Genomic DNA, 26,750 nt, shown 5'->3' with positions numbered 1-26,750 from the left:
ATGAAGATAGGAATATTGACATCAGGAGGAGACTGTCCAGGAATAAACGCCACAATTAGAGGAGTTTGCAAAACAGCGATAAATCATTACGGTATGGAAGTTTATGGAATTCATAGCGGATTCCGGGGATTGCTGGACAATGACGTAGAACCATTGACAGAAAAATCATTATCGGGCTTGTTAAATCTGGGAGGGACAATACTAGGCACTTCCAGAGAAAAGCCATTCAAGAAACGCCTGTCGGCAGCCTCGGAGGACAAACCGGCTTTGATGTTAAAGAATATCCATGATCTAGGTCTGGACTGTATCGTATGTATCGGCGGAAACGGAACCCAAAAGACCGCAGCCAAACTGGCCCAAGCAGGTGTGAACGTTGTTTCTGTACCTAAAACAATAGATAACGATGTTTGGGGAACAGACGTTTCATTCGGATTCGATTCTGCCGTGACCATTGCTACCGATGCCATTGACCGGCTGCATTCTACAGCCAGTTCACACCAACGTGTCATGGTTATTGAAGTGATGGGACATAAAGCTGGCTGGATTGCACTTTATTCCGGAATGGCGGGAGGCGGTGACGTGATTCTTATTCCGGAACTGTCTTATGATATTCATAATATAGGCAATACCATCATTGAACGCTTGAAAAAAGGGAAGCCCTATTCCATTGTTGTTGTCGCAGAAGGCATCAAAACCATGGACGGCAAAAAAGCCGCCGAATATATAGCCCAAGAAATAGAATATGAAACCGGATTCGAGACCCGTGAAACTGTACTGGGATATATCCAGCGTGGCGGCTCTCCTACTCCCTACGACCGTAATCTGGCCACTCGTATGGGTGGACATGCCACAGAACTGATTGCTTCCGGACAATTCGGACGAATGGTCTCTCTGCAAGGTGCGGAAATTGGCTCCATCCCTCTGAATGAAGTGGCTGGTAAATTAAAACTTGTCAATGAGAACCATGACCTGATTGTACAAGGCAAACGGATGGGAATCTGCTTCGGATAAGAAGCAGATTCAATCCTTTTCCATATACTTGGATGGAGACACTCCGAATTGCTCGGTAAAATGCTTTCGGAGCGTACGTGTATCACTATATCCTACCATTTCGGCTATTTCCTGAATGGAATACCTGTTCTCCATAATAAGGGAGGCAGCCTTGCTCATCCGTACACTCCGAATCATATCAATAGCAGCCAGTTCGCTACGTTGCTTTATTTTTCTATAAAGGGTAGGCTGACTCATATTCAATTGCTCCGCCAACATTTTTACATTAAAGTTCTCATTCGCCAGATTAGCTTCTATGACATGAATAATTTGCTGTATAAAATCATCCGGAGCATTATTCCCATCCGCTTCCGGTTCACTTTCCTGCTGCTTCAACATCAACGTCTTTGTATATATCCTCTTCAGGCGTTCCCGCTGGAGTATCAGGTTCCGGACTTTTGCCTTCAATACCTCCGGATTGAAGGGTTTCATCATATAATCATCCACACCTATTTTTGAAGCCTGCAACACATCCGCATCCTCAGCCTTTGCCGTCAGCATCAAAATAGGGATATGTGCTGTCCGAGGCTGCTCACGCAATTCCCGGCAACAGGTAAACCCATCTTTTACAGGCATCATTATATCAGAAATAATCAAATCCGGAATTTTACTCATTGCCACATCAACCCCCTCTTCACCGTTTGCCGCCTCATATACGGCATAATCTTTACAGAATAAAGAACAGACATAATGCCGGATTTCCTCATTGTCCTCAATAACAAGAAGAGATGTTTTTTTATTCGAAGGCTTGTCTTCCTGCCCTTCCGCCTGCATTACCGGTAACGGAAGAGCATACTCCTCCATCTCCGGAGCACCAACAATCTCATACCGGTCCTCTGCAAAATGTGCATTTCCCTCAGGAATCAATAATGTGAAAGTGCTACCCTTTCCGAGAGTACTGTCCAAATTCACCGTGCCATGATGAAGATCCATCGTATTTTTAACAATACGCAAGCCTATACCTACCTTATTAGAAAACAAAGGTGTATTTTCTCCGGTAATAAATGATTCAAAAATCCTCCCCCGTAACTCTTCCGGTATTCCTTTACCTGTATCCGATATGATTATACTGCAAAATGAATATCCATCTATCTCGATACGGTTCATCTTAAAAATCACCTTTCCATTCGGAGATGTATACTTAAACGCATTAGATAATAAATTACGGATAGCCGAACTTATTTTTTCCACGTCTATCCATAGCAAAAGTGGCTCATTCAGCGATTCAACCGTAAAGTTAATCCCTTCTGTTTCTGCCAGTTCATGAAAAGGATCGGTTATCTGCTTTGCCAATACCACTATATCGACTTTCGAAATCCGGAGTTTAATCATACCTGCTTCAATCTTCTGCACATAAAGCAAATGATCGACCAATGTCTGCAAAGAGGTTCCATTGCGATACATGGCAGCCAGTTTAGTATAGACGGTGTCTGAAGGGCGGACGGTTCCTAACAATTCCTGCAGGGGAGATAAGATTAAAGTTAAAGGTGTACGCAACTCGTGAGCTGCATTCGTAAAGAAATTCTCGCGTTCCATCCGAATCTGCTTCTCCTTGTCACGCTCTACAGTAGCAGCAAATATCTCATGTTCCAAGCGCAACTCGTGCTCCAACCTCTTTTGCCGTAATTTAATACGCTGCATAACCATATAAACTATTATCCCTCCCAGCACCATCATACAGAAGCGGAAAAAGAAAGTTTCACTCCAATGAGGCAAAATCTCTACTCTCAACGAGGTTATTTTACTGTCTCTTTCATCCGGATAAATATTTTTCACCTCAAAAACATATTCCCCGGCAGGAAGGTTAGCATACGAAACTTTTTCCCCTCCGTTGGCCACAAGCCAATCAGGCTGATAAGGACGAAGCCTGTAACTATACTTCTGCTGGCTTTCAGAATAAGAAAGGTTATTGAACGTCAGCGCAAAGTCACGATTCGCATGATTCAACCGGACAAAAGGCGTATAGAAAATACTTTGTGAAAGAATGGTCTGCCCATTGACCTCTCTTCCTATCTCTACAGGTTTATTATTTACCTCCAATCCGGTAATCACGACAGATTCGGAAGTGGTAAACGCTTTAATGTCATCGGGGTTAAAATAAGTAAGATTTTTATTATTTCCCCAAAACAGGACATCCTCCCAATGCAGGACAGAACGGTTACTGCCTGCAATGTAATAATTATAAAACAAATGCTGATGACGGCTATAACGGGAAATACCTGAATTAGAGCCCAACCAGATTTGCCCGTCCGCATCCTCAGTCATGCAACCAATAAAGTTACTGCACAATCCATCCCGGGTAGTATATACATGAGTTATCGCATCCTGTCCGGGAGAGAAAACTGCCAGACCGGCCATGTATCCGACATACAGATTACCATCAGACGAAGCTAATAATGAACGAACGGAATTCTCAGCCATACCATACTTCTTTTCATAGCCGGTCTGCAGTTCTTTTTCATTTATCACTTTACATATACCATAATTCGCAGTGCCCAGCCAAAGCGTATGATCGTCGGTTTCAGCCATAGCACGAATATAAAGAGGAGACAAGTTCTGTAATCCGGATACTTTGAAATGTATCTTCTTACCCCTGTTCGTTTCACGGTCGAATAACCAAAGTCCTTTATGTGTACCAATCCAAAAACGGCCTTTGCTATCAAGAAATAAGGCCCAGACAGATGATTTGTTAAGGTCACCATCTTCCGTGATCAATCGCAATATTTTAAATGAGCGTTCTTTTTTATAATAACAGGTCAATGAACCATCTGAATTCCCAAACCATAAATTCCCTTTCTCATCTTTCAGACTGCACAACACTGTCTGTTGTTTTTTCACATCTTGATCTCCTACTTGAAAGAAGTCTGTTTTTTCCGAAGTACCAAACGCTGTCCGGCTCCGCATAATTCCTTTATGGTATGTTGCCAACCAAAGATAATGATCGTCATCCGCTACAATAGAACAAATCTCATTATGCCTGTCCTGATAAAAACAATTATAAAACTGCATACGCAAATCCGACCAGATAACTCCTCCACCATCCGTACCAATCCACAGAATACCATGTGAATCGTAATAAGCCGCAATCATCCTCGTTTCAAGATTGCGGTACATCAAAGAAGAAGTGTTACTATAAACTTCTGTCAATATCTCGTCCTGATTATTTTTATCTATTGTCATCACCGTATATCCATTCCACGTTACGGCCAGATATTTATTCTCATTTAATCTGATAACACCGAAAACATCTGTATGAGAAAGTCTGTCGGATACCGGAGCCACATGATAAGTCAACTGCTTGATTTTCCCGGTTCGTTCATTGTAATAAATAACCCCATGAGCAATTGTAGAAATCCATATCCGACCATCATCATACAAAACAGAATTTACAGACAGACTACCGGTACGCCCCAGATCAATCACCCGAAAGGAATTCAGGTTTGTCGCATCCAGCAAGATAATTCTACCTTTTTCATCAATCAGACAGATACTTTTTTTATCCGAAGAATAAGTGATGGCAACCAAAAGATTATCCTGGTTATTCCAGCCTGTATATTTTTCTTGAACCCGGAGCCGAAGCTCACCCTCTTTTGATGCGCACCGCTTCATTAAATGCAGCTCACTCCCGGAAATCACCCAAACCAACGAATCATTCCTCTGCAACATCCCTCGAGATGGAATACCCTGTCCCGAAGAAGAAACCACAGACAAAAACCGTTCTTTTTTCAAATCAAATGCAGAAAAGACACCATTATCCACAAATGCCAGCACCCCGTCAAAAACCTCCTTTAAGTTTGAAATACTAGGATAACTCCTACTCCTTTCAAAATTTGTAATCCGCCTACCGTCATAACGGCTCAACCCGTTTCGGGTTCCAAACCAAATGAAGCCTTCTTTATCCTTATAAACAGCAGATACGGTATTGTCGGCCAATCCGTTTTGCATATTGAGCAGATGCACATCTTTGCTTAAAAAAGCATAGCACACATCCGGCAGCAATATACATACTCCAATTATAACCAGTGATAAGATTTTAAGGTTCATATTTAATTCATTACCTGTAGCAAAGGAATAAAATAAAAAAGAGATAACAACAAAGATTCACCAAAAAATATAGAGATGCATTAAACATGCATGCTGAATGAAATGAACGTGTATTAAGCCACATCACTGATTAACATACATTTGCAATGTATTAACCTAATGTCTAATTAAAAAACAGAGAAGCATGAAAAAAATCTCAATTCTATTTTTGATATTGCTTTGCAACTGTACATTCCTGTACGCCCAGCAATTCAGCATCACCGGTGTAGTCACGGATAAAAAGCTCAATGAGCCCATTATCGGTGCTAGTGTAGTTGTCAAAGGTACTACCAACGGAACGGTTACTGATCTGGATGGAAAATTCACAATCCAAGCCTCAAAAAGCAGTGTGCTAATTGTTTCCTTTATCGGGTATACCCCCCAAGAATTTACAATCAATGGCAACCAAACTTTTTATCAAATCTCTTTAGCGGAAGATACGCAAACGCTGGACGAAGTTGTGGTAGTAGGCTTTGGTACGCAAAAGAAAGTGAACTTAACAGGAGCAGTTGCTACCGTGGATAAAAAAACACTGGAATCACGTCCTGTCACTTCAGTTTCACAAGCTCTTCAAGGAGTGATGCCAGGATTGAACATTGACATGAATGACAAAGGTGGACGATTAGACTATAATCCCACCATGAATATTCGTGGAACAGGAAATTTGAATACCGGATCCAGTGCCTCACCTTTAGTTTTAATTGATGGAGCCGAAGGAGACATAAACTCGTTAAATCCGCAGGATATCGCTAACATTTCCGTGTTAAAAGATGCTGCCGCATCTGCCATTTACGGTTCACGCGCTCCATTTGGCGTAATCTTGGTTACAACCAAATCAGGAGAAGCAGGAAAAGCCACCATTCAGTATTCAAACAATTTCAGATGGTCACGCCCCACCAACATTCCTGACATGCTCGACTCCTACCGCTTTGCCAAGTATTTCAATGCAGCACAAAAAAATTCAGGAAGCGGCACCACTTTTATTTTCACTGATGATACGATAGACCGCATTCAGAAATACATGGCGGGTGAATACCCATACACCTCAGACCCCAATGGTTCACAAGGAAACAATTTTTTCCCTTTCAACGTCGCTTCCAATGATAATCAAAACTGGCCAAGAAACTTCATTGACAAAACATCTTTCGGACAAGAACATAATCTAAGTATCTCCGGAGGAGGTGAGAAAGTTAAATACTATCTATCGGGAGCTTTCCTTTCTCAAAACGGACAGATGAATTACTCTGACGAAAACAAAAAACGTTATAACATCAGTGGAAAGGTAACAGGACAAGTCACCAAATGGCTAAGTTTAGATTTTAACGCTCGTTTTATACGTTCAGATATAGAAATGCCAACTTTTGTGAAACTCTATGGCGATCGTTTCTTTGCAGAAACGACCAAATTATATCCCATGATGCCTCTCTATGACAACAACGGACACTATACACGTAATCCTAAATTAATGCAATTAACTTCTGGAGGGCGTTCAAACAGCAGTAAAGACACCTACTTCACTTCCGGAGGTTTCCATCTGACTCCATTAAAAGGATTAGGTATTCACGGACAGGCGACTCTACGGACAGAAAGCTACCGCCACCAATATAATGTAAATAAAGTCTATCTCTATACCCGTGACAACCAACCCGTGGAAGAAGCATGGTTAGGAGGAGACCCCGATTTAGCAGCAGGAAAGACATTTGTGCAAAGTCAAACACAGCAAACTTCCATGATGACAACTTCACTATATGCAGATTATGAATATTCCTGGAACAAGCACAATTTCAAAGTTACAGCAGGTATGAATACCGAATATTATTACATCAACGAATTAATCGGCAAACGCTATGATGTCATCAACGAAAATGTCCCCAGTATCAATACGGCCACTGGTACAAGTGATTTGAAAGGCTCCTCAAAAGAATGGGCTACAATGGGATATTTTGCCCGTTTAAATTATGACTACGAAGGACGATACCTATTAGAAGGAAACATTCGTCGCGATGGGACTTCACGCTTCCGCGGTAACCAACGATGGGGCACATTTCCCTCTGTTTCTATAGGTTGGAACATCGCCCGCGAAGCATTCTGGAGTCCGGCAGAAGCATATGTCAACCTGTTAAAACTACGTTTTTCTTACGGTAGCCTAGGCAATCAGAATACAGATAATTATTATCCTACTTATTCTATTCAAAATATAACTGTAGGTAGCGTAGATGCCGGCGGACGCTGGCTGCTTGACTTAGCCAACAAGTCCAATATAGCATCTTCCCCCGGTCTCGTCAGTTCCTTGCTCACATGGGAACGTGTCACCAGCTATAATGCAGGACTTGACTTTGGTGCATTTAACAATCGTCTGAACGGATACGTTGAATACTACATTCGTGATACCAAAGACATGGTAGGACCTGCCGAAGAAATAACTCCATTAGTAGGAGCATCAGCTCCCAAAATGAATAATACCTCTTTACGAACCAAAGGCTGGGAATTACAACTAACTTGGCAGGACAGAATTGGTAAAGTAGGGTATCATGCTTCTTTCAATCTATCTGATGCTCAAACAGAAGTAACAGAATATCCCAATCCTGATAAAACATTTTACACCAAAGATGAAGACGGAAACACCATTGAAAATTATTGGAAAGGGAAAAAATTAGGCGAAATATGGGGATTCAAAACAGTAGGCATAGCAAAAACCGATGAAGAAATGCAATCATGGATAGCCCAACATGACCAAAGCAAATTACCCAATGTAGGAAACAATATTTGGAAAGCCGGTGATATCATGTACGCTAACCTGGATGACAATCCTGCCATAGAAAAAGGTACGTCTGCCACTGATCCGAAAGATTTAACCATTATTGGAAATTACACACCCCGCTTTCGTTTTGGCTTCTCATTAGGAGCTGACTATAAAGGATTTGATATCAATCTAATGTTCCAGGGCGTAGCCAAACGTGACGTTTGGGTAGGAGGCGACGACAGAACCGCTTATTCTAAAGGTATGATTTTCTGGGGTATCAACGGGGGGCAATGGGATTCCACCGGATACGAAGAACACATGGATTACTTCCGTCCTGAAGGAGATGAAATGGGAGCAAATCTCAATGCTTATTATCCGCGCCCCATTATTGGAAGTAAACAAAACCAGCAGGTACAAAGTCGTTACTTGCAGAATGCAGCTTACATCCGCTTGAAAAACATACAAATAGGTTACACGTTGCCTAAAGCATGGATACAAAAAGCTAACCTGGAGAAAGTACGACTATTCTTCTCCGGAGATAATTTATGGACTGGTACCAAGATGAGTAAAAATTTTGATCCAGAACTAATTTACCAAAACGGTATGAGTTATCCGTTAAGCTATACTCTATCATGTGGAATTAATATTACATTATAAACTTTAAATAAATCATAATCATGAAATTAAAATACATCATACTCCCTATAATAGCAACTTCATTCGCTATAAGCTCATGTAACGATTTTCTAGATAGAGAACCATTGACAGACAATGTGAATGAAGGTTTTTTCACAGAACCAAGCCAATTGCAGGCTTATTGTAACAAGAAATACGAACTATTGCCCGATTTCAAAGACACCAATCTTTTTACCAACGATCAAACCAGTGATAACCAAGCAGGAACAGATCCTGTAGATTTCTTTCTACCGCAACGTATCAAAGTTGCCGCCACAGGAAGTTATAATCGGCAAGGACATTTGCGCGACTGTAACCGATTGTTATATTACGCTTTGGAAAATATCCAAAAAGGGGAACTGGAAGATACCCGCGAAACTCAGCAATATATCGGTGAGATTTACTTCTTCAGAGCTTACATCTATTTCGAATATTTGAGGAAATTCGGAGATTTTCCCATTATCAAATCAGAACTTAGCGCAGATGATTATGCCGCCAATGTGGAAGCAAACAAACGTAAGCCACGTAATGAAGTGGCCCGATTTATTCTAGAAGACCTGAACGAAGCCATTGCCCGATTATTACCGCGCAGTAATAATCTGACCAATCACCGTCTGAACAGAGAGTGTGCCTATCTATTTAAATCACGTGTAGCCCTGTATGAAGCAAGTTGGGAAACCTACCATCAAGGAACCGCACGAGTACCAGGTGGTCCGGGCTGGCCGGGCGGTACTTTCAATGGCAACCTTAATACTGAAATAGATTTCTTCCTGACTGAAGCGATGGCATCTGCCAAAGAAGTGGCAGAAGCAATACAAATCTCTGATAAAATAGAAGATTATATGAATATGTTCAATCAATATGATCTTTCTTCCAACAAAGAGGTATTATTATGGCGTATGTATAGTGCGGATGCCAAAGTGAATAGCTTAGTAGAAGGCAATTATCATAGCATATACAATGAAAACGGTGAAGGCTGTGTGGGACAAGGTGGAGGTTATACACGATCCATGGTTGAAACTTTCCTAACTACCAATGGCCTGCCTATTTATGCACCAGAAAATACAGAATACAAAGGCGACAAGAGTATCCCCGATGTAATGGAGAATCGTGATTTACGCCTTGTAGAATCAACATTCAAACCGGGTGATATGGTTTGGAGAGGTGGTAATATGGACCAAGACGGAAGAATGGTCTATGCAAATCTACTACAAGCTTATCAAAACTTAAGCAGAACAGCTACAGGATATTTAGTTCGTAAAGGATGGAGAGACAGCAATGTAGCTCCAGCGGATAATTCACCTTTGGCTTATATGATATTCCGCGCCAGCGAAGCATATCTCAACTATATGGAAGCTGACTATATGAAAAACAAAAATCTAGATGATTATAGCAAAAAATACTGGAGAGCTTTGAGAAAGCGTGCCGGCGTATCAGAAAACTTCCAAAAAACTATCGATGCAACAGATCTAAGTAAAGAAAACGATCTGGCTGTTTGGTCCGGAAGTCAGATGATAGATAAAACTTTATATAATATCCGCCGTGAACGACGTTGCGAATTTATAGCAGAAGGCATGCGTAAAGATGATCTTTTACGCTGGCGTTCACTAGATAAAATGAAAAACTATCAAACAGAAGGATTCAATTGGCAAGAGTATCAAAAAGAGCCTTACTATGTGAAACAATTGGCTGCCGGCTTAGTGGTTAGTAATTCTAAATATTTACGTCCGCATTTTGCCAACGAACTGATCATTACCAACAATGGCTACAACTTTGAAGAAGCGAATTACCTGACCCCTATCTCTTATGACGTATTCCGTCTTTCAACCCCTGAGAAAGGAGGCGATATTTCCACTTCCGTTGTTTATCAAAATCCAGGCTGGCCTGTCGGTGCCAATCAATATGCTCTGCAATAGGTTTAGATAAAATAACTCAAAAAGGGTGTAGTTTAATTCGTTACAATGTATTCTTATTGTACCTTTGAACACACCCTTTACCAATATCATACCGAATTAATATGAAATTTTTCTCTAAAAAAACATTTTTCATCTTTCCGTTCTTGACTTCTATCTATTTACAAGCTCAAGAAAAACCTAACCTGGTCTTCATCATGGCAGATCAATGGAGAGGAGATGCTTTAGGTTGTCTCGGAAAAGAACCTGTCAAAACACCTTGCCTGGACCAACTGGCCCGTGAAGGTGTGAATTTCACCAATGCTGTCAGCAGCTATCCCGTATCTTCACCAGCACGAGGCATGTTGATGACAGGCATGTATCCGCATAAGAACAAAGTAACAGGCAATTGCAATTCTGCCAACGCTCCTTATGGAGTAGAACTTCCACAAGATGCACGCTGCTGGAGTGATATACTTAAAGCCAATGGATACCAAACAGGATATATCGGCAAATGGCATCTGGATGCTCCTTATGAACCATACATAGATACTTACAACAACCATGGTGCAGTTGCTTGGAACGAATGGTGTCCAAAAGAACGCCGGCACGGTTTTGACTATTGGACCGCTTATGGCACTTACGACTACCATTTAAAACCCATGTACTGGGACACTGACGCTCCCCGGGACAGTTTTTATTATGTCAATCAATGGGGACCGGAGTATGAAGCCGACAAAGCGATTGAGTACCTCAACGGGCATATAGATAAAACGCAGCCATTTGCCTTAGTCGTATCCATGAACCCTCCACACACCGGTTACGAGTTGGTGCCCGACCGATACAAGGAGATGTATAAAAACCTGAATGTAGAGGCATTATGTGCCAACCGTCCCGACATTCCCGCCAAAGGCACTGAAATGGGCGACTATTTCCGCAACAATATCCGCAATTACTATGCCTGCATGACCGGAGTCGATGAAAATATAGGTCGGATAATCAACGAATTGAAACGTTTGGGTTTATTTAAAAATACTATTGTAGTATTCACTTCTGACCACGGCATCTGCATGGGGGCTCATGAACAAGCCGGAAAAGATATCTTTTATGAGGAATCCATGCGAATTCCAGTCCTTATCTCATGGCCGGAAAAAATAAAGCCGAAAACCGACCGAACAACCATGATAGCTTTTGCCGACTTGTATCCGACCCTGCTTTCCATCATGGGCTTTCAGCAACAAATACCGGAAGAAGTACAAACATTCGACCTTGCTTCCGTTCTCCTCTACGGAAAAGAAAACAACCGCATTGTCCAACCCTATTATTACATACAGTCATCCAATCCGGCAACAGGCTACCGGGGATTACGCACCGCTACACATACGTTTACTATCCATGCAACCGATGGTAAGGTAGATAAGATTATTCTATTCGACAGGAGATCAGACCCTTACCAAATGAATAATATAGCTATGCAGCATCCCAAACTGGTAAACCGATTGAAAAGCCAATTAAAAACATGGCTGCAAAAAACAGAAGATCCATTTTTTAATTATTTATAACCTATGAAGATACTATATACATCCCTTCTCTTCCTTATGAACTGTGTACTGAGTGTTGCACAACCGGAAATCATTGTACCCAAACCGCATCAATTGAAATGGCATGAAGCGGAAATGGGAGCCGTATTTCATTATGACCTCCACGTATTCGACGGCATCCGCTACGGACAAGGCAATAACCGTATCAGCCCCATTGAAGATTATAATATATTTAATCCTACCCAACTGGATACTGACCAATGGATTCAGGCAGCTAAAGCCGCAGGCTGCAAATTCGCCGTACTCACAGCCACGCATGAAACCGGCTTCGGATTGTGGCAAAGTGACGTAAACCCATACTGCCTGAAAGCTGTAAAATGGCGTGATGGCAAAGGAGACATTGTCCGCGACTTTGTCAACTCCTGCCGTAAGTATGGTATCCAGCCGGGCATCTATGTAGGCATCCGGTGGAATTCACTTCTGGGTATCCATAATTTCAAGGTAGCCGGTGACGGAGAATTTGCCGCCAACCGACAGGCGTGGTATAAACGCTTCTGCGAGAAAATGGTGGAAGAACTTTGTACCCGCTATGGAGATTTATATATGATTTGGTTTGATGGCGGAGCCGATGACCCACGAGGTGACGGTCCTGATGTGGAACCCATCGTCAATAAATACCAACCCAACTGCCTGTTCTACCACAACATAGACCGTGCTGATTTCCGCTGGGGAGGTTCAGAAACCGGCACAGTGGGATACCCCTGCTGGTCCACTTTTCCGGCCCCCTGTTCACATCATAAACGTATTGAAAGCCAAAAAGACCAAATAGCCTTATTAAAACAAGGTGATCCCGAAGGCAAATACTGGGTACCAGCTATGGCAGACAGCCCCCTGCGTGGTGCCAACGGCCGCCACGAATGGTTTTGGGAACCCGATGACGAGAATAATATCTATCCATTGACAACGTTGATGGATATGTACGAAAAATCAGTGGGTCGCAACGCTACGTTAATCATCGGGCTGACCCCCGATCCCGATGGGCTATTGCCGGCAGGTGACGAACAGCGTTTAAAAGAATGGGGAGAAGAAATAAACCGGCGCTTTGGTACACCATTGGCGGAAACCCAAGGCCGGAGGCAACGGCTTACGCTGAATCTGAATGAAAAACAACCGGTCAACTACTGCATCATCCAAGAAGACATTGCCAAAGGCGAAAGAATACGCCAATACAAGATAGAAGCGAAAGTCAACGGAAAATGGCAGACAGTGTGCTCCGGCGAGTCTGTGGGACACAAACGCATTGCACACTTCGAACCGGTAGAAACCACCGCCTTGCGCCTCACCGTAACCCAATCCGTTGCCTTACCCGAAATCAGACATTTCAGTGCCTATAACGTAACCCTCAAATAAAAAATCATGAGAGAATATAAAGCAATATTCATTTGTATCCTGATTTGCAATGTATTTGTTTGTCCGAAATCCTTCGGGCAAACAGATTACACATATGAAAAAGGAAAGTCATTCAAGAACACAAACGCTTTGTCAATGACAGATACGATTGATTTAACTTCCATTTCTTCTCCCATATCCTATAAGAAATCCATACCCGGACAAACCCAGACTATTGCCTGTCCGGTACGGTTACCCGGGTACGTCCGAGGTATTTTCTTCAGCCGAGACTCCCGTCCGGGAGATTTTGAATGGCCCAACAATACCAACCGGCTCCTACCTTGGGTGTTCAACGATTTAAAAGAATTAACCGACACCCGCTATCCGGGAATACCTTCCAATGCAGCCCCATCTACGTTGGGAGATGCATTACTGCTGGAACTGACAACCGGAGAATACTTGTTTGCCAAAGCCATTGCCGGCCGTAACAGTTTAAGCTGGCTGCAAGTAAACGATAACGGCTCTGTCACCCTATATGTATCCACCTTAGGAAAAGACTATCTGAAACCGGAAGTCCCTCTTCTACTCATCCGACAAGGAAAAGATATTTATTCAACCATTCGGCAAGCCTATCAAGCGCTGATGAAAAATACAGAAGCCGCCGACTTAAAAAGCCGCACAGCCAAGGAATATTTCGAAGCTTTCCGCTATCTCGGTTGGTGTACATGGGAACATTATCATGATGATATAAACGAATCCAAGGTAATAAACGATATGAAAACGATAGAGGCATCCGGCATTCCTATCCGGTATGTACTGATTGACGACGGTCATCTCGCCCACAAGAACAGGCAACTGACCGGTTTCATACCGGATAAACAACGTTTCCCGTCGGGATGGAAAAAAATCATGTCATACAAAAAAGAAAATAAAATCAAATGGATCGGACTGTGGTACAGCCTTTCGGGATACTGGATGGGATTATCCCCCGAAAACGGATTTCCACAAGTCATCCGACAAGCCCTATACCCACACGCCGGCAGCCTTCTGCCAGGAACGGACAGCACCCGCATCCGTTCCTTCTATCGCTACTACGTCAGCACCTTAAAAGAACAAGGATTCGATTTTCTGAAAGTAGATAACCAAGCTTTTACGCTGCCACTCTACATGGGAGGGCATGAAAGTATCCGCCAGGCAACCGACTGTAACCGAAGCCTGGAAGCCGAGATCCACCGGCAAAATATGGGATTAATGAACTGTATGGCACAGAACATCATCAATACCGACCATACGTCATACAGCAACAGCACCCGTGTCAGCATAGACTATAAGAAATATGATGAGGATATGGCAAAATCACATCTATTCCAGTCTTATACCAATACCCTGCTACTAGGACAAACCGTATGGCCCGACCATGATATGTTTCATTCCTGCGATACCGTTTGCGGCACTTTGATGGCACGTTCCAAGGCCATTTCCGGAGGTCCGGTCTACCTGTCGGACGCCCCCGGGGACTTTATCAAGGAAAACATCTTTCCCTTAATTGACAAACAAGGCAAACTGTTCCGCCCCGAAGCTCCTGCCGTACCTATGCCGGAATCTATACTGACCAATCCATTATGGAGTGGAAAAGCATATCGAGTAGCAGCTCCCTCAGGCAACGGAGCAATGACATTAATCTGTTACAACCTGAATGCTTCCCCCCGACATCAGCAAGTCCAGGCCACTATAAAAAAAGAAGATTATTCTCTTCGGAACAGTTTTGAGAAAATGTCTGCCACCCCCGAAGAACGCGTGCTGCTTTATAATTGGGAATCACAAAAGGCAGAAGAACTATCAGACAGCAGTACATTCGAACTTATCGGATTTACAGACAAACTGTTTCATCTCTGCCCCATACGGAAAGGATGGGCAGTCATTGGCATACAGGAAAAGTATCTGTCCCCGGCCACCGTCCAAACTATCTCTTTAACAGAGAACCGCTTGGTGCTAAACGTACTATGTACAGGTACACTAAAAGTATGGATAGAAAATTCCGGCAAGCAAGAACTGAGAAGTATTTCCATAGATACCCCCCAAAAAATTGTAATCGAAAAATAACTTATAAAACCAGCCGATATGAATAAAAAACTACTTGTATCTTTCGCTCTCGCTTCCTTAACAGGAATCTCGACGCAAGCAAAAGAAAAAATGTCTTCAGAAACAACCCAACAACGTCCCAATATCATCTTATTTATGGTGGACGACATGGGTTGGCAAGATACATCCTTACCTTTCTGGACACAGAAAACACATTATAATGAAGCCTACGAAACTCCCAATATGGAACGTCTGGCCAAGAAAGGGATGATGTTCACACAAGCATACGCCTGCAATATCAGTTCCGCTACCCGTTGCAGTCTGATAACGGGTGCTAACAACACCCGACATCGTGTAACAAACTGGACACTTGAAAAAAACAAAGCTACCGACAGACCAAGCAATACAATACAATTGCCAGACTGGAACTACAACGGAGTCAGCCAAGTAACAGGAACGCCCAATACCTTTGTCGGCACTTCTTTCGTTGAGTTACTCAGACAGAACGGTTATCATACCATCCACTGCGGAAAAGCTCATTTCGGTTCTATTGACACACCGGGAGAGAACCCTACCCATTGGGGGTTTGAAGTAAATATAGCCGGACATGCCGCCGGTGGTCTGGCTACTTATCTGAGCGAACAGAACTACGGGCACACCCGCGATGGAAAGCCCTATTCACTAATGGCCATCCCCGGCTTGGAAGATTATTGGGGAACAGGTATATTTGCAACAGAAGCCCTGACACAAGAAGCTATCAAAGCATTGGACAAAGCAAAAAAGTACAATCAACCTTTTTATCTATATATGGCACATTATGCCATCCACGTTCCTGTTGACAAAGATATGCGCTTCTTCCCCAAGTATATTAAAAAAGGACTTAGTGACAAAGAAGCCGCATATGCATCCTTAATTGAAGGAATGGATAAAAGTCTGGGGGATTTGATGAACTGGTTGGAAAAAAATGATGAAGCAGACAATACCGTTATTATTTTTATGAGTGACAACGGAGGGCTAGCTGCCGAACCCGGATGGCGCGACGGACAAATTCACACTCAAAACGCTCCTCTCAATAGTGGCAAAGGCTCCTTATATGAAGGAGGAATACGCGAACCAATGATTGTAAGCTGGCCCGGAGTAGTCACCCCGGATACTCGTTGTGACAAATATCTTATAATTGAAGATTTTTATCCTACCATACTTGAAATGGCGGGTATCACAAACTATGAGACAGTCAACCCTATAGACGGTATCAGCTTTATGCCCCTGCTGAAAGGTACAGGAGACCCGTCCAAAGGACGCGCACTGGTATGGAATTTCCCTAATATCTGGGGTAATGACGGACCAGGCATCAATCTGGACTGCTCTATCCGCAAAGACGAATGGAAACTGGTCTATTATTATGAAACCGGTAAAAAAGAACTTTTCAACATACCAAATGATATCAGTGAAAAAAATGATGTAGCAAAGCAACATCCCGGCATCGTAAAACGGCTCTCCAAGGAATTAGGGAACTATTTGCGAGCAACAGGAGGACAACGTCCCACATTCAAAGCCACAGGAAAAACCTGCCCATGGCCTGATGAAATCTAATTCCCGTCAGTATATGAAATATGCCCGACTACATTTTCTTGATGTAATCGGGCATATTCCAATGTATTATGTATTCCTGCCGGACATACCCAAAACCACCGGAATAGCTAATTAATAAATTATAAACAATATCGATAAAATCCGCTAAGCGTTTTCCTTAAAAGCCTTTTCTTCCGCTTCACTGATTATCTGCTCGACCACATCCGTTTTCTTAATCTCCTCCAAAGAAAGATCCGGAGTAACGGTCCCACTGTCTGAAGGCTTACTATCAGAAACCGTTACCTCCTCCTGAGGCAACTCACGGGCAGTCTTAGCCGCAAAAATACATTCAATAAAGCCGGAATCATTCTTTATTTTTCCCAAAGCCACACGCGCAGCCATTTGCTGAGACTCTTTTTTAGAATAACCGGTTCCTTTTCCTCCCGAAATACCTTCCACCAGAACTTCACTCTCGAAAGTCGGATTATATCCCTGATCGTGTGATTGGGTTATCAGCTCAAAGGTAACCTCAAAACGATTTTTCTGGCTCCATTCTATCAACTTGGATTTAAAGTTTACCTCCTTACGGGAAATCTTCTCCAAATTTATATAAGGCCCAATAATACGATGCTCCATGAAATATTTACAGGCACGATATCCCCTGTCTAGATAAATAGCACCTACCAATGCTTCGAATGCATTGCCGCACATATAGCTGTTATGAGAAGACTGGCGGGCCGTATACTTGATCAGCTTATCCAAACCAATCTCTATAGCCAAACGATTCAATGTTTCACGCTGCACTATTTTAGAGCGGGTATTCGTGAGAAAACCCTCACGCTTTCCTTCAAACCTTTTGTAAACAATATCTGCCACCACAGCATCCAGAATAGCATCCCCCAAGAATTCCAAACGCTCATTATTAAGCAAACGCCCCTTTTCAGACTTCACTGATAAAGATTTGTGAAGCAAAGCCTGTTCGTAGATGCTAATGTCTTTGGGATAGAATCCAAGCATCTTATAAAAACGAAGATAAGACTCCCTATCCTTACGAAAAAGAAGTCTTATCCTATCCTTTATATTGCTAAACACGATTATTCAGCATATTTTTTTACGATTACACATGCATTATGTCCACCAAAACCGAAGGTATTGCTCAATGCAGCGTTTACTGTACGTTTCTGAGCTTCGTTGAACGTGAAGTTCAAGTTATAATCAATGTTTTCATCATTATCACCTTCCTCATGGTTGATAGTGGGCGGAACAATGTCATTCTTCACAGCCAATACGCTGGCAATAGCTTCTACCGCACCGGCAGCACCCAACAAGTGTCCTGTCATAGACTTAGTAGAGCTGATATTCAGTTTATAAGCGTGATCTCCAAATACATCCTTGATAGCTTTCACTTCTGAAACATCACCTACAGGAGTTGAAGTTCCATGTACATTGATATAATCAATATCTTCCGGTTTCAATTCCGCATCTTCCAATGCGTTCAACATAACCAGTTTAGCGCCTAATCCTTCCGGATGAGAAGCTGTCAAGTGATAAGCGTCGGCAGAAGCGCCTACACCGGCAAGTTCCGCATAAATCTTGGCACCACGTGCTTTTGCATGTTCCAATTCTTCCAAAATCAGACAGCCTGCGCCTTCACCCATCACAAAGCCATCACGGCTTGCACTAAACGGGCGGGATGCACGTTCCGGATCATCATTACGGGTAGACAAAGCATGCATAGCGTTAAAACCGCCCAAACCAGCTTCAAAAATAGCAGCTTCCGCACCACCTGCCACAATTACATTTGCTTTACCCAAACGGATATAGTTAAATGCATCGGCAATAGCATTTGATGAAGATGCACAAGCAGAAGTTGTTGTGAAGTTAGGACCGTGGAAACCATACATGATAGAGATCTGTCCCGATGCAATATCAGCTATCATTTTGGGGATGAAGAACGGGTTGAATTTCGGTCCGACAGTATCTTTATTCAGTGTATAATTAGCTACTTCCTCTTCAAAAGTATGAATACCTCCGATACCTACACCGTAAATTACACCTATTCTATTCAAATCTTCTTTTTCGAGGTCCATTCCAGAATCCTCCACCGCTTCTTTAGCAGCTGCAATGGCATACTGTGTATACAGATCCATTTTGCGAAGTTCTTTACGGTCAATGTAATCAGTTCCATTGAAATTCTTCACTTCGCATGCAAAATGAGTCTTGAATTTAGACGCATCGAAATGAGTAATAGGTCCTGCCCCGCTTACCCCCTTCACCAGGTTTTCCCATGTTTCTGCAACATTGTTACCTACAGGAGTAAGAGCACCAAGACCTGTTACTACTACTCTTTTTAATTCCATATTATAAAATAAGGATAATTACTTAGCGTTAGCTTCGATATAAGAAACGGCGTCACCTACTGTACCAATTTTCTCAGCCTGATCATCAGGAATAGAAATACCGAATTCTTTTTCGAATTCCATAATCAGCTCTACAGTATCCAGTGAATCTGCGCCCAGATCGTTAGTGAAGCTTGCTTCTGTTGTAACTTCTGATTCTTCTACACCTAATTTATCAACGATAATAGCTTTTACTCTTGATGCAATTTCAGACATAACTTTAATTTTTTAGTTAATAAATTGAATTATTTTATTTTCTTTGCGGTTGCAAAGGAATAAATATTTCTTGGGCTGAGCAAATATTCAGGCAAATAAATGCAGAATTTTGCACATTTTTTTGTTTTATGTGCACCAAAATAGAGAACATCATGAAGAAAATCGCAATTTTAGCTTCAGGAGAAGGCACGAATGCTGAAAGAATTATTCGGTATTTTTTAGAGAAAAGAACAGCTGAAGTAGCATTGGTTATCGTCAACAAAGCACAGGCCGGTGTACTCAAGCGAGCTGAAAGACTGAGTGTTCCGTCACTTATCCTCACAGCCCAAGACTTTGCCGACGGGAAAGCACTGGAAATACTGCACCAATATCATATTGACTTTATTGTACTGGCAGGCTTCCTCTTGAAAGTACCTGATGCCATTTTGCATGATTATCCGAATAAAATAGTAAATATTCATCCGGCCCTCCTTCCCAAGTTCGGTGGTAAAGGTATGTACGGTTCCCGCGTGCACCAAGCTGTCATAGCTTCCCATGAAAAGGAAAGCGGCATCACCATCCATTATATAAATGAACGATATGATGAAGGAAATACCATTTTCCAAGCCACCTGTCCGGTATTGCCCACTGACACGCCAGATACATTGGCAATACGGGTGCACCAGTTGGAATACGAATATTTCCCTCGGGTGATTGAAGCGACTATTCTAGGCAAAAATCTTTCAATCTAATACGAAAAAACTGAAGAGCTTTGCCTATCCGATAATTGACAGTCTGCACCGACACCTCCAGCTTGTCAGCAATTTCTTTATGGGTCAGTTGTTTATACCGACTCATAACATATACTCTTTGCAGTTCTTTAGGAAGAGAATGAAGGGCTTCCATATAGGCATTAAACAACTCCGTACCATAACAAGAATCCAATGCCGGCAGAGATTTCAACTGTTGGCTCTGATATTCTTCATATACCTGACGGGTAATATGGGAACGGGTGATTGAATTCAAAGCCCTGTTCCTGACACTGGTAAATAAGAAAGATTTCAGCGACAAGTCCTCTACCAGCAACTCACGTTTTTCCCACACATACATCATCAAATCCTGCACTATCTCTTCAGCCTCTTCAAGAGAAACATACGAGGAACAAAACAAACATAGCGGCTTGTAATAAGAAGCATAAACCAGGGAAAATACTTTTTGATCTCCCGACTTCAAGGTTTTAATAATTAAGCGGTTATCATTAAGGTTCATAGGTCATTTTTAATTTAAGGTTACACAAACATAAGTATTTATTTCAAAATAAGAAAACAAGAATGAGATAAAATACAAAAAATATAAGTTTTTGTTTAGTAACCCGGTTATGATATTTGTATTAATAATGTTGACCGACTTAAAGAGAGATTAACAGAAACCTTAATAAATAAACCTTGATAAGTTAACCTTAAACTGAATGCCTATGCGAAAAACTATCAAATCAAACCTATTGGGTAAACATGCCCAATTATCAACAAACCTATTATTTAATCTGAAAACAAAAATCTAATTAAGAACGAACCTCAAAATCTAACCTTATGAGACGAATTTTTACTTTTTTCCTGACATTCCTATTGGGAGTGTTTGTAACAGCATTGTATGCACAAACGCATACAGTCAGCGGTACTGTAATAGATAAAGACGCTAACGAACCTCTGATCGGCGCAAACGTATTAATTAAAGGTACAACTATCGGAACAGTGACCGACCTCGACGGAAAGTATACCCTGCAAGCCGGTGACAAAGACATTCTGGTATTCTCCTATTTAAGTATGAAAACCATAGAGGAACCTGTAAACGGACGTACAGTAATCAACGTAAAAATGGCATCGGATACAGAAACACTGGGTGAAGTCGTAGTAACGGCAATGGGTATTAAACGCCAATCCGAAACACTGACCTATTCTGCGCAAACAGTAGGAGGTAAAGACGTTAATGACATCAAGAGCGTCAATATGATTAACTCCCTGCAAGGTAAAAGTGCCGGTATGATGATCACACCGAACTCAACCGGAGCCGGCGGTTCTTCCAAGATTCTGTTCCGTGGCAATAAGTCCATCAGCGGTAACAACCAACCGTTAGTAGTAGTAGACGGAGTTCCTGTCATGATGAATATCACCAACTCACAAGTAGACAGCAACTACGGAGGCCAGCGAGACGGTGGTGACGCCATGTCTACAATCAATCCGGACGACATCGCCCAAATCACTTTGCTGAAAGGTGCATCGGCAGCAGCGCTTTATGGTGCGGTAGCAGCCAATGGCGCCATTATGATTACCACCAAATCAGCACAGTCGGGTAAAGTTTCCGTTAATGTATCCAGCAACACCACGATGGAGAGCCCAATGGTGCTACCCGAATTCCAGACTACTTATGGAATGAGCGACAACGGTACTTTCAGCTGGGGTGAGAAACTAAGCAGCAAAGCTCCAAACTATGCAAAAAAATTCTTCCGTACCGGATTTACAACGAATAACTCCATCTCCTTAAGCGGAGGCAATGAAAATATCCAATCTTATTTTTCCTATGCCAATGTCTATTCACAAGGCATCACTCCCCAGAATGACTACCGAAGCCACAATTTGAATTCAAAAGTAGGTTTCAATATTCTGAAAGACATTCATATTGATTTCACGGCCAAGTTTACCAACCAGCACATCACCAATCAGGCAGCTGCCGGTTACTTATGGAATCCGCTGACCGGTGTTTATCTCTTCCCTAGAGGAGAAGACTGGAATGGCTATAAAGAGAACTTCGAGGTATATGATCCCGCAAGAGGCTGCTATGTCCAAAACTGGACAAATACACAACAACAGCAATTCGGTAATCCATATTGGATGTTGAACAGACAGACCCCTATCACCGACCGTAACCGCTATGAATTCGGCGGAAGCATCAAATGGAACATTACTCCGGATCTGAATATCCAAGGACGTATGCGTTACGAAAGAGGAGAAGAACACTGGATACACAATGCTTACGCATCCAGCGTAGGAAACCTTTATCCGATGGGACGCATGAAAGACAACCGCTATTTCAGCGACCAACTTTATGGCGATGTTTTAGTAAGCTACAACCATACATTCAATGATTTTTCTCTATCCGCTACCGCAGGTTCCAGTTTTACAAAAACCAAAACCTCTCATGTAGACCTATGGGGCGAGGGTTCCCAGTTCTCACAGCCCGGTTCCGGAAACATTTTTTATCCGAACATCTTTACTCCGAACAACTATTATGGCAATATGTCCACCGTGGGCAAAGATGACAACTGGATGACCCAAAAACGGCTGAACTCAGTATTCGCCACCGCACAACTCGGTTACCGTGAAGGCATATTCCTTGATATATCAGCACGTAATGACTGGTCTTCGGCATTGGCTTTCACAGAAAGCTGTTCATTCTTTTATCCCTCTTTTGGAGGTAGTGTCCTGCTGAACAAATTTGTAGATATGGGTAAGAACATTGATTTGTTCAAATTCCGTGCAAGCTATTCTATCGTAGGTAATGACGTACCTGTATTCATGAGTAATCTACTCTATTCTCTAGGTTCTCAAGGTGCCATCACTCCCCCCGACAAAGCTCCGTTCAGAACATTGAAGCCGGAAAAAACCCATTCTTTAGAAATTGGTTTTGACGGTACATTCTTACAGAACCGACTGAATATCAACCTGACTTATTATAAAACCAACACTAAAAATCAGTTCTTCTCCGTTGCGGCTCCTTACGAATCAGGCTTGAGAAACCGTTATGTAAACGCCGGTAATGTAGAAAACAAAGGCTTTGAATTCAATATCGGATGGTACGAGCAGTTCACTGACAACTTCAGCTGGAGTACCAACCTGAACTTCTCTTATAATGATAATAAAATCAAAGAATTGGTAGATGACCTTCCCAACGGACTGACATTGACCGATTTCGGAGGTGCAAAAGTTATATTGAAAGAAGGCGGCCACTACGGAGATCTGTATGTACGTCATCTGATGCGTGATGAGAACGGCAAACCCTTGCAAAACGAAAAAGGAGAGCCTATCGTAAGTGGTGATTCTATGGACGAACTGGAATACGCAGGCAATATGAATGCCAAAGTAAATATGGGATGGACAAACACATTCCGCTACAAAGACTTCTCACTATCGTTCCTGATTGATGCTAAATTCGGTGGAAAAGTGATTAGTATGACCGAAGCCGCCTTGGACGGATGGGGCGTATCGAAACGTTCAGGTGAAGCCCGTGATGCCGGCGGTATTACAGTGGACGGAGTAAAATTTGATGCCGACAAGTACTATCGTACCACCGGTAACAACAACTTCAACAGTCCATACGCTGTGGAAAACTATGTTTATGATGCTACCAATATACGTCTTCGTGAAGTGACTTTCGGTTATACCTTCCGTAACTTGCTGGGTGCAGGCAAGAACCTGACAGCAGCCATCATCGGCCGCAACCTGTTTTTCTTCCATAAAGACGCCCCGATGGATCCGGATGTATCGGCAGGTACAGGTAATGGAATACAAGGTGTAGATATGTTTGCACTGCCTACCTCACGCAGCTTTGGTCTTAATTTAAAACTTAACTTCTAATGCTTGAAACTATGAAACGGAATAAGATATTAACATACGCCTTCTTAATGGCAATCCCCATGACTACAGGAAACATCTTTTCTTCCTGTACAGACGACTTCGAGAAATTGAATACCAGTAACATACAGGTAGATCCGGCAGACCTTCCTTTTGCCGCACAATGTACCGAACCGATGACCTACTGTTATCCTCCTCAGCAAAATATGTTCCAGTTTTGGACCAACCTGACTATTGACCTTTATGGAGGTTATTTTATGACTCCCAACGGTAACTTCACCAACGGTGATATGGGAGAGAACCGGGGACATAGCGGTGGTATGTACGAAAACTATTATCTCCATATTTTCAATAACACCCGCCGCATCATCGCACAATGTGACGCCAGTGGTGAAAGAGGCCTGTCAGGCGTGATGCGTATCGTACAGGCTTACGGAACATTGATGACCACAGATGCCTACGGACCGATACCTTACAGCTCCATCCTATCGGGAGAAAACGAAGTGTATTTCGAGTTCGACAGCCAGAAAGACCTGTATAAAGCCATGCTTGAAGATCTGAGTACAGCCATTACTGACATCAGTGCCATGGGAGCAGATGAAATAGCCAAATTGAAATCCTTTGACTGTTGGTGCAACGGCGACAAAGACCTATGGGTAAAAATAGCCAATACGATGAAACTACGCATGGCGTTACGCCTGTCCAAACGGGAAACCGAAGCCGGCAACGCCGGAATGAACCTTAAGGCAATCGCTACCGAGGCTGCCCAAAACACTTTGGCAACAGTCAACAAGGATATTCTGATCGATAAAAGTCTTGAGAATGAAATGTGGCTGATGTTCAATTGGGGTGATTGTGGGTTCAATGCCAATCTGGTAACTATTATGAGTGGAACCAAAGATCCGCGCCAACCGTTATATATGACCCTGAATACCGGAGATATCAAAAACGAAGCCGGTACTACCACAGTAGCTGCCAATAGTCAATACCTGGGTATCCGTTTTGCCAGTGGCCTGCCTGCCAAACCAAACAGTTGGGGTAACTTCTCCGGTTGGATTCAAGGAAACAACGGTTCCTCTTATTCCATGCCACTGCCCATCATGAAAGCAGCGGAAGCCTATTTCCTACTGGCTGAAGCAAAATTAAGATGGGATATTGGCAGTGAAAGTGTAAAGAACCTATATGAAAATGGAATCCGTGTTTCCATGACTAATGAATTAGCTTATCGGGGGGCTTATGCCGGAATCAAAGAATATCCGGAAGGAGCAGTAGATGCCTACATCAACGGAACAAGCACCCAAATAGACTATACAGATCCCATCAAAGCCGAATTAAGCACTCCGGCTGTAAATAAATTAAGTGTAAAATGGGATGAGAGCGCAAGCAACGAAGAAAAGCTGGAAAGAATCATCACCCAAAAATGGCTCGCCCTATTCCCTCTATCCACCGAAGGCTGGGCAGAACAACGCCGCACCGGCTATCCACGCTTCTTCCCTGCATTCGTCAATGAAAGTAATGGAGCCGTAAACACAGAAGAAGGTGTGCGCCGCGTAATTTATAGCAGCCAGGCTTATGATGCCAACGCTAAGGGAGTAGAAGGCGGAATCAAGCTTCTGGACGAAGAAAATTCCAGCAAATTCGGTATTTCCGGCGACAAAGGCGGTACACATCTTTGGTGGGATAATGCTGATAAAGGAAACTTTTAAAGGCAATATTTTAAGGTAAAGACTGTGATTTTTGTTTCAATAGGTATTCCATATTAAAGTTTCGGATAGGGTAGACCGTGAGGTTTGCCCTATTTTATGACTACCTCCGAAAAGCCGATACAATAACCTCCCGCACCCGAATTGTTATCATTACTAAATGAAATTAAAGACTTTTTCATCTCTTGTTGCTTGGCAAATAAAAGAAAAGCCGTAAGTTTGCTTTCCAAAAAAGAATAAAACACAGGATGCAATTATCACCCAAGGAATTTGAATACCAATTTCGCTGTCTTTACCGTCCGCTGAATATGTATGCCCTGCGCTATACTGAAAATCTGGATGACGCAGAAGACATCGTCCAACAAGCCTTCTCTGATGTATGGGAGAAGCTTGTCGGAGGCACATCTATTCAAAACCTGAAAGCTTATATGTACCAAACTGTACGTAACCGCTCACTCACACTGATAACCAACCGACAAACACACTGTGAAACAACCGAACTGACAGACTTGGAAGATTTAACAGAAGAAGAACGCATCATCCGGTCAGAACGTGACGCGCGTTTATGGACAGCCATCGACCACCTTCCTACCGAACGGAAAAAGATCTTTCTGCTTTCCAAACGTGACGGCCTTACTTATCAGGAAATTGCCACCGAACTGGGTATTTCTATAAAAACTGTCGAACATCAAATCAGTAAGGCACTGAAAACATTACGAGAAACAGCCATTAAAATATATACTTTTTTCTTCGGATAAAAAAATCGGCAAGCGAATAGGGGGATTTTGTCTTTTCCCT

General features: G+C 42.6%; 16 protein-coding genes. 11 read left to right on the top strand and 5 right to left on the bottom strand.

All coding sequences use genetic code 11. From position 1 onward, the window contains the following. Positions 1-1,011: an ATP-dependent 6-phosphofructokinase gene (locus tag RE317_RS01180; RefSeq protein ID WP_005844296.1), complete on the top strand. Its 1,011-nt coding sequence runs from the start codon at positions 1-3 to the stop codon at positions 1,009-1,011. Between the two features lie 9 nt (positions 1,012-1,020). Here RE317_RS01180 and RE317_RS01175 read toward each other — a convergent pair whose 3' ends face one another. Continuing rightward, positions 1,021-5,094 carry a hybrid sensor histidine kinase/response regulator transcription factor gene (locus tag RE317_RS01175; RefSeq protein WP_008666614.1) on the bottom strand — a complete coding sequence of 1,358 codons (4,074 nt, stop codon included), beginning with the start codon at positions 5,092-5,094 and terminating at the stop codon, positions 1,021-1,023. 184 nt (positions 5,095-5,278) lie between these two features. On the opposite strand from RE317_RS01175, the gene RE317_RS01170 reads away from it, so the two are divergent. From RE317_RS01170 to RE317_RS01145, 6 genes are all read left to right on the top strand, one after another. Further along, positions 5,279-8,533, top strand: coding sequence for a TonB-dependent receptor (locus tag RE317_RS01170; RefSeq protein WP_005850150.1), 3,255 nt, complete (start codon positions 5,279-5,281; stop codon positions 8,531-8,533). Positions 8,534-8,553: 20 nt separating this feature from the next. Beyond that, positions 8,554-10,467 (top strand): RagB/SusD family nutrient uptake outer membrane protein, encoded by a 1,914-nt coding sequence (locus tag RE317_RS01165; protein WP_005844290.1) that lies wholly within the window; start codon positions 8,554-8,556, stop codon positions 10,465-10,467. A 101-nt stretch (positions 10,468-10,568) separates the two neighbouring features. Beyond that, positions 10,569-12,005 carry a sulfatase-like hydrolase/transferase gene (locus RE317_RS01160; RefSeq protein ID WP_008666611.1) on the top strand — a complete coding sequence of 479 codons (1,437 nt, stop codon included), beginning with the start codon at positions 10,569-10,571 and terminating at the stop codon, positions 12,003-12,005. 3 nt (positions 12,006-12,008) lie between these two features. Continuing rightward, on the top strand, positions 12,009-13,394 hold the full coding sequence (locus RE317_RS01155; protein WP_008666609.1) for an alpha-L-fucosidase: 1,386 nt from the start codon (positions 12,009-12,011) through the stop codon (positions 13,392-13,394). A 6-nt stretch (positions 13,395-13,400) separates the two neighbouring features. Continuing rightward, positions 13,401-15,476 carry a Sip1-related alpha-galactosidase gene (locus RE317_RS01150; RefSeq protein ID WP_008666608.1) on the top strand — a complete coding sequence of 692 codons (2,076 nt, stop codon included), beginning with the start codon at positions 13,401-13,403 and terminating at the stop codon, positions 15,474-15,476. 18 nt (positions 15,477-15,494) lie between these two features. Then, a complete protein-coding gene (locus tag RE317_RS01145) occupies positions 15,495-17,048 on the top strand; it encodes a sulfatase (protein WP_008666606.1) in 1,554 nt (517 codons plus the stop codon). A 144-nt stretch (positions 17,049-17,192) separates the two neighbouring features. Here the strand turns inward: RE317_RS01145 and rnc are convergent, their stop codons facing one another. From rnc to RE317_RS01130, 3 genes are read right to left on the bottom strand one after another with little or no spacing between them, the layout of a single operon-like run. Continuing rightward, the gene (rnc, locus tag RE317_RS01140; protein ID WP_005844280.1) at positions 17,193-18,119 is read right to left on the bottom strand and encodes a ribonuclease III; all 927 of its coding nucleotides are present in this window, start codon (positions 18,117-18,119) and stop codon (positions 17,193-17,195) included. Between the two features lie 2 nt (positions 18,120-18,121). Then, positions 18,122-19,387 carry a beta-ketoacyl-ACP synthase II gene (gene fabF, locus RE317_RS01135; RefSeq protein ID WP_005850136.1) on the bottom strand — a complete coding sequence of 422 codons (1,266 nt, stop codon included), beginning with the start codon at positions 19,385-19,387 and terminating at the stop codon, positions 18,122-18,124. Positions 19,388-19,405: 18 nt separating this feature from the next. Beyond that, on the bottom strand, positions 19,406-19,642 hold the full coding sequence (locus tag RE317_RS01130) for an acyl carrier protein (RefSeq protein WP_005844276.1): 237 nt from the start codon (positions 19,640-19,642) through the stop codon (positions 19,406-19,408). A 152-nt stretch (positions 19,643-19,794) separates the two neighbouring features. Here RE317_RS01130 and purN point away from each other — a divergent pair, with 152 nt between their 5' ends. Beyond that, complete coding sequence (gene purN, locus RE317_RS01125) at positions 19,795-20,373, top strand: phosphoribosylglycinamide formyltransferase (RefSeq protein ID WP_005850133.1); 579 nt, start codon at positions 19,795-19,797, stop codon at positions 20,371-20,373. Here the strand turns inward: purN and RE317_RS01120 are convergent. Further along, on the bottom strand, positions 20,345-20,890 hold the full coding sequence (locus RE317_RS01120) for an RNA polymerase sigma-70 factor (protein WP_008666600.1): 546 nt from the start codon (positions 20,888-20,890) through the stop codon (positions 20,345-20,347). The two genes, purN and RE317_RS01120, sit on opposite strands and share 29 nt — an antisense overlap. A 320-nt stretch (positions 20,891-21,210) precedes the next feature. Between RE317_RS01120 and RE317_RS01115 the strand changes: the two genes are divergently transcribed. From RE317_RS01115 to RE317_RS01105, 3 genes are all read left to right on the top strand, one after another. After that, entirely contained in the window at positions 21,211-24,252 is a 3,042-nt protein-coding gene (locus RE317_RS01115; protein WP_117615937.1) for a SusC/RagA family TonB-linked outer membrane protein, read from the top strand. After that, on the top strand, positions 24,252-25,955 hold the full coding sequence (locus RE317_RS01110; protein WP_005844268.1) for a SusD/RagB family nutrient-binding outer membrane lipoprotein: 1,704 nt from the start codon (positions 24,252-24,254) through the stop codon (positions 25,953-25,955). Before RE317_RS01115 ends, RE317_RS01110 begins: the two co-directional genes overlap by 1 nt. Positions 25,956-26,200: 245 nt before the next feature. Next, positions 26,201-26,710, top strand: coding sequence for an RNA polymerase sigma-70 factor (locus tag RE317_RS01105; RefSeq protein WP_005844266.1), 510 nt, complete (start codon positions 26,201-26,203; stop codon positions 26,708-26,710). Positions 26,711-26,750 lie beyond the last annotated feature (40 nt).

Origin of the sequence: Phocaeicola sp. GP0067, from assembly GCF_031119655.1 — a bacterium.
Classification (GTDB): Bacteria; Bacteroidota; Bacteroidia; order Bacteroidales; family Bacteroidaceae; genus Phocaeicola; species Phocaeicola vulgatus.
Note: the sequence above shows the minus strand (reverse complement) of the source record. Positions and strands in the feature narration are given on the sequence as shown.

What these genes read in the sequence shown, in the direction of transcription:
- RE317_RS01180 (WP_005844296.1), top strand. Translation starts at nt 1, where the DNA reads ATGAAGATAGGAATATTGACATCAGGAGGAGACTGTCCAGGAATAAAC.
- RE317_RS01175 (WP_008666614.1), bottom strand. Translation starts at nt 5,094, where the DNA reads ATGAACCTTAAAATCTTATCACTGGTTATAATTGGAGTATGTATATTG.
- RE317_RS01170 (WP_005850150.1), top strand. Translation starts at nt 5,279, where the DNA reads ATGAAAAAAATCTCAATTCTATTTTTGATATTGCTTTGCAACTGTACA.
- RE317_RS01165 (WP_005844290.1), top strand. Translation starts at nt 8,554, where the DNA reads ATGAAATTAAAATACATCATACTCCCTATAATAGCAACTTCATTCGCT.
- RE317_RS01160 (WP_008666611.1), top strand. Translation starts at nt 10,569, where the DNA reads ATGAAATTTTTCTCTAAAAAAACATTTTTCATCTTTCCGTTCTTGACT.
- RE317_RS01155 (WP_008666609.1), top strand. Translation starts at nt 12,009, where the DNA reads ATGAAGATACTATATACATCCCTTCTCTTCCTTATGAACTGTGTACTG.
- RE317_RS01150 (WP_008666608.1), top strand. Translation starts at nt 13,401, where the DNA reads ATGAGAGAATATAAAGCAATATTCATTTGTATCCTGATTTGCAATGTA.
- RE317_RS01145 (WP_008666606.1), top strand. Translation starts at nt 15,495, where the DNA reads ATGAATAAAAAACTACTTGTATCTTTCGCTCTCGCTTCCTTAACAGGA.
- fabF (WP_005850136.1), bottom strand. Translation starts at nt 19,387, where the DNA reads ATGGAATTAAAAAGAGTAGTAGTAACAGGTCTTGGTGCTCTTACTCCT.
- RE317_RS01130 (WP_005844276.1), bottom strand. Translation starts at nt 19,642, where the DNA reads ATGTCTGAAATTGCATCAAGAGTAAAAGCTATTATCGTTGATAAATTA.
- purN (WP_005850133.1), top strand. Translation starts at nt 19,795, where the DNA reads ATGAAGAAAATCGCAATTTTAGCTTCAGGAGAAGGCACGAATGCTGAA.
- RE317_RS01120 (WP_008666600.1), bottom strand. Translation starts at nt 20,890, where the DNA reads ATGAACCTTAATGATAACCGCTTAATTATTAAAACCTTGAAGTCGGGA.
- RE317_RS01115 (WP_117615937.1), top strand. Translation starts at nt 21,211, where the DNA reads ATGAGACGAATTTTTACTTTTTTCCTGACATTCCTATTGGGAGTGTTT.
- RE317_RS01110 (WP_005844268.1), top strand. Translation starts at nt 24,252, where the DNA reads ATGCTTGAAACTATGAAACGGAATAAGATATTAACATACGCCTTCTTA.
- RE317_RS01105 (WP_005844266.1), top strand. Translation starts at nt 26,201, where the DNA reads ATGCAATTATCACCCAAGGAATTTGAATACCAATTTCGCTGTCTTTAC.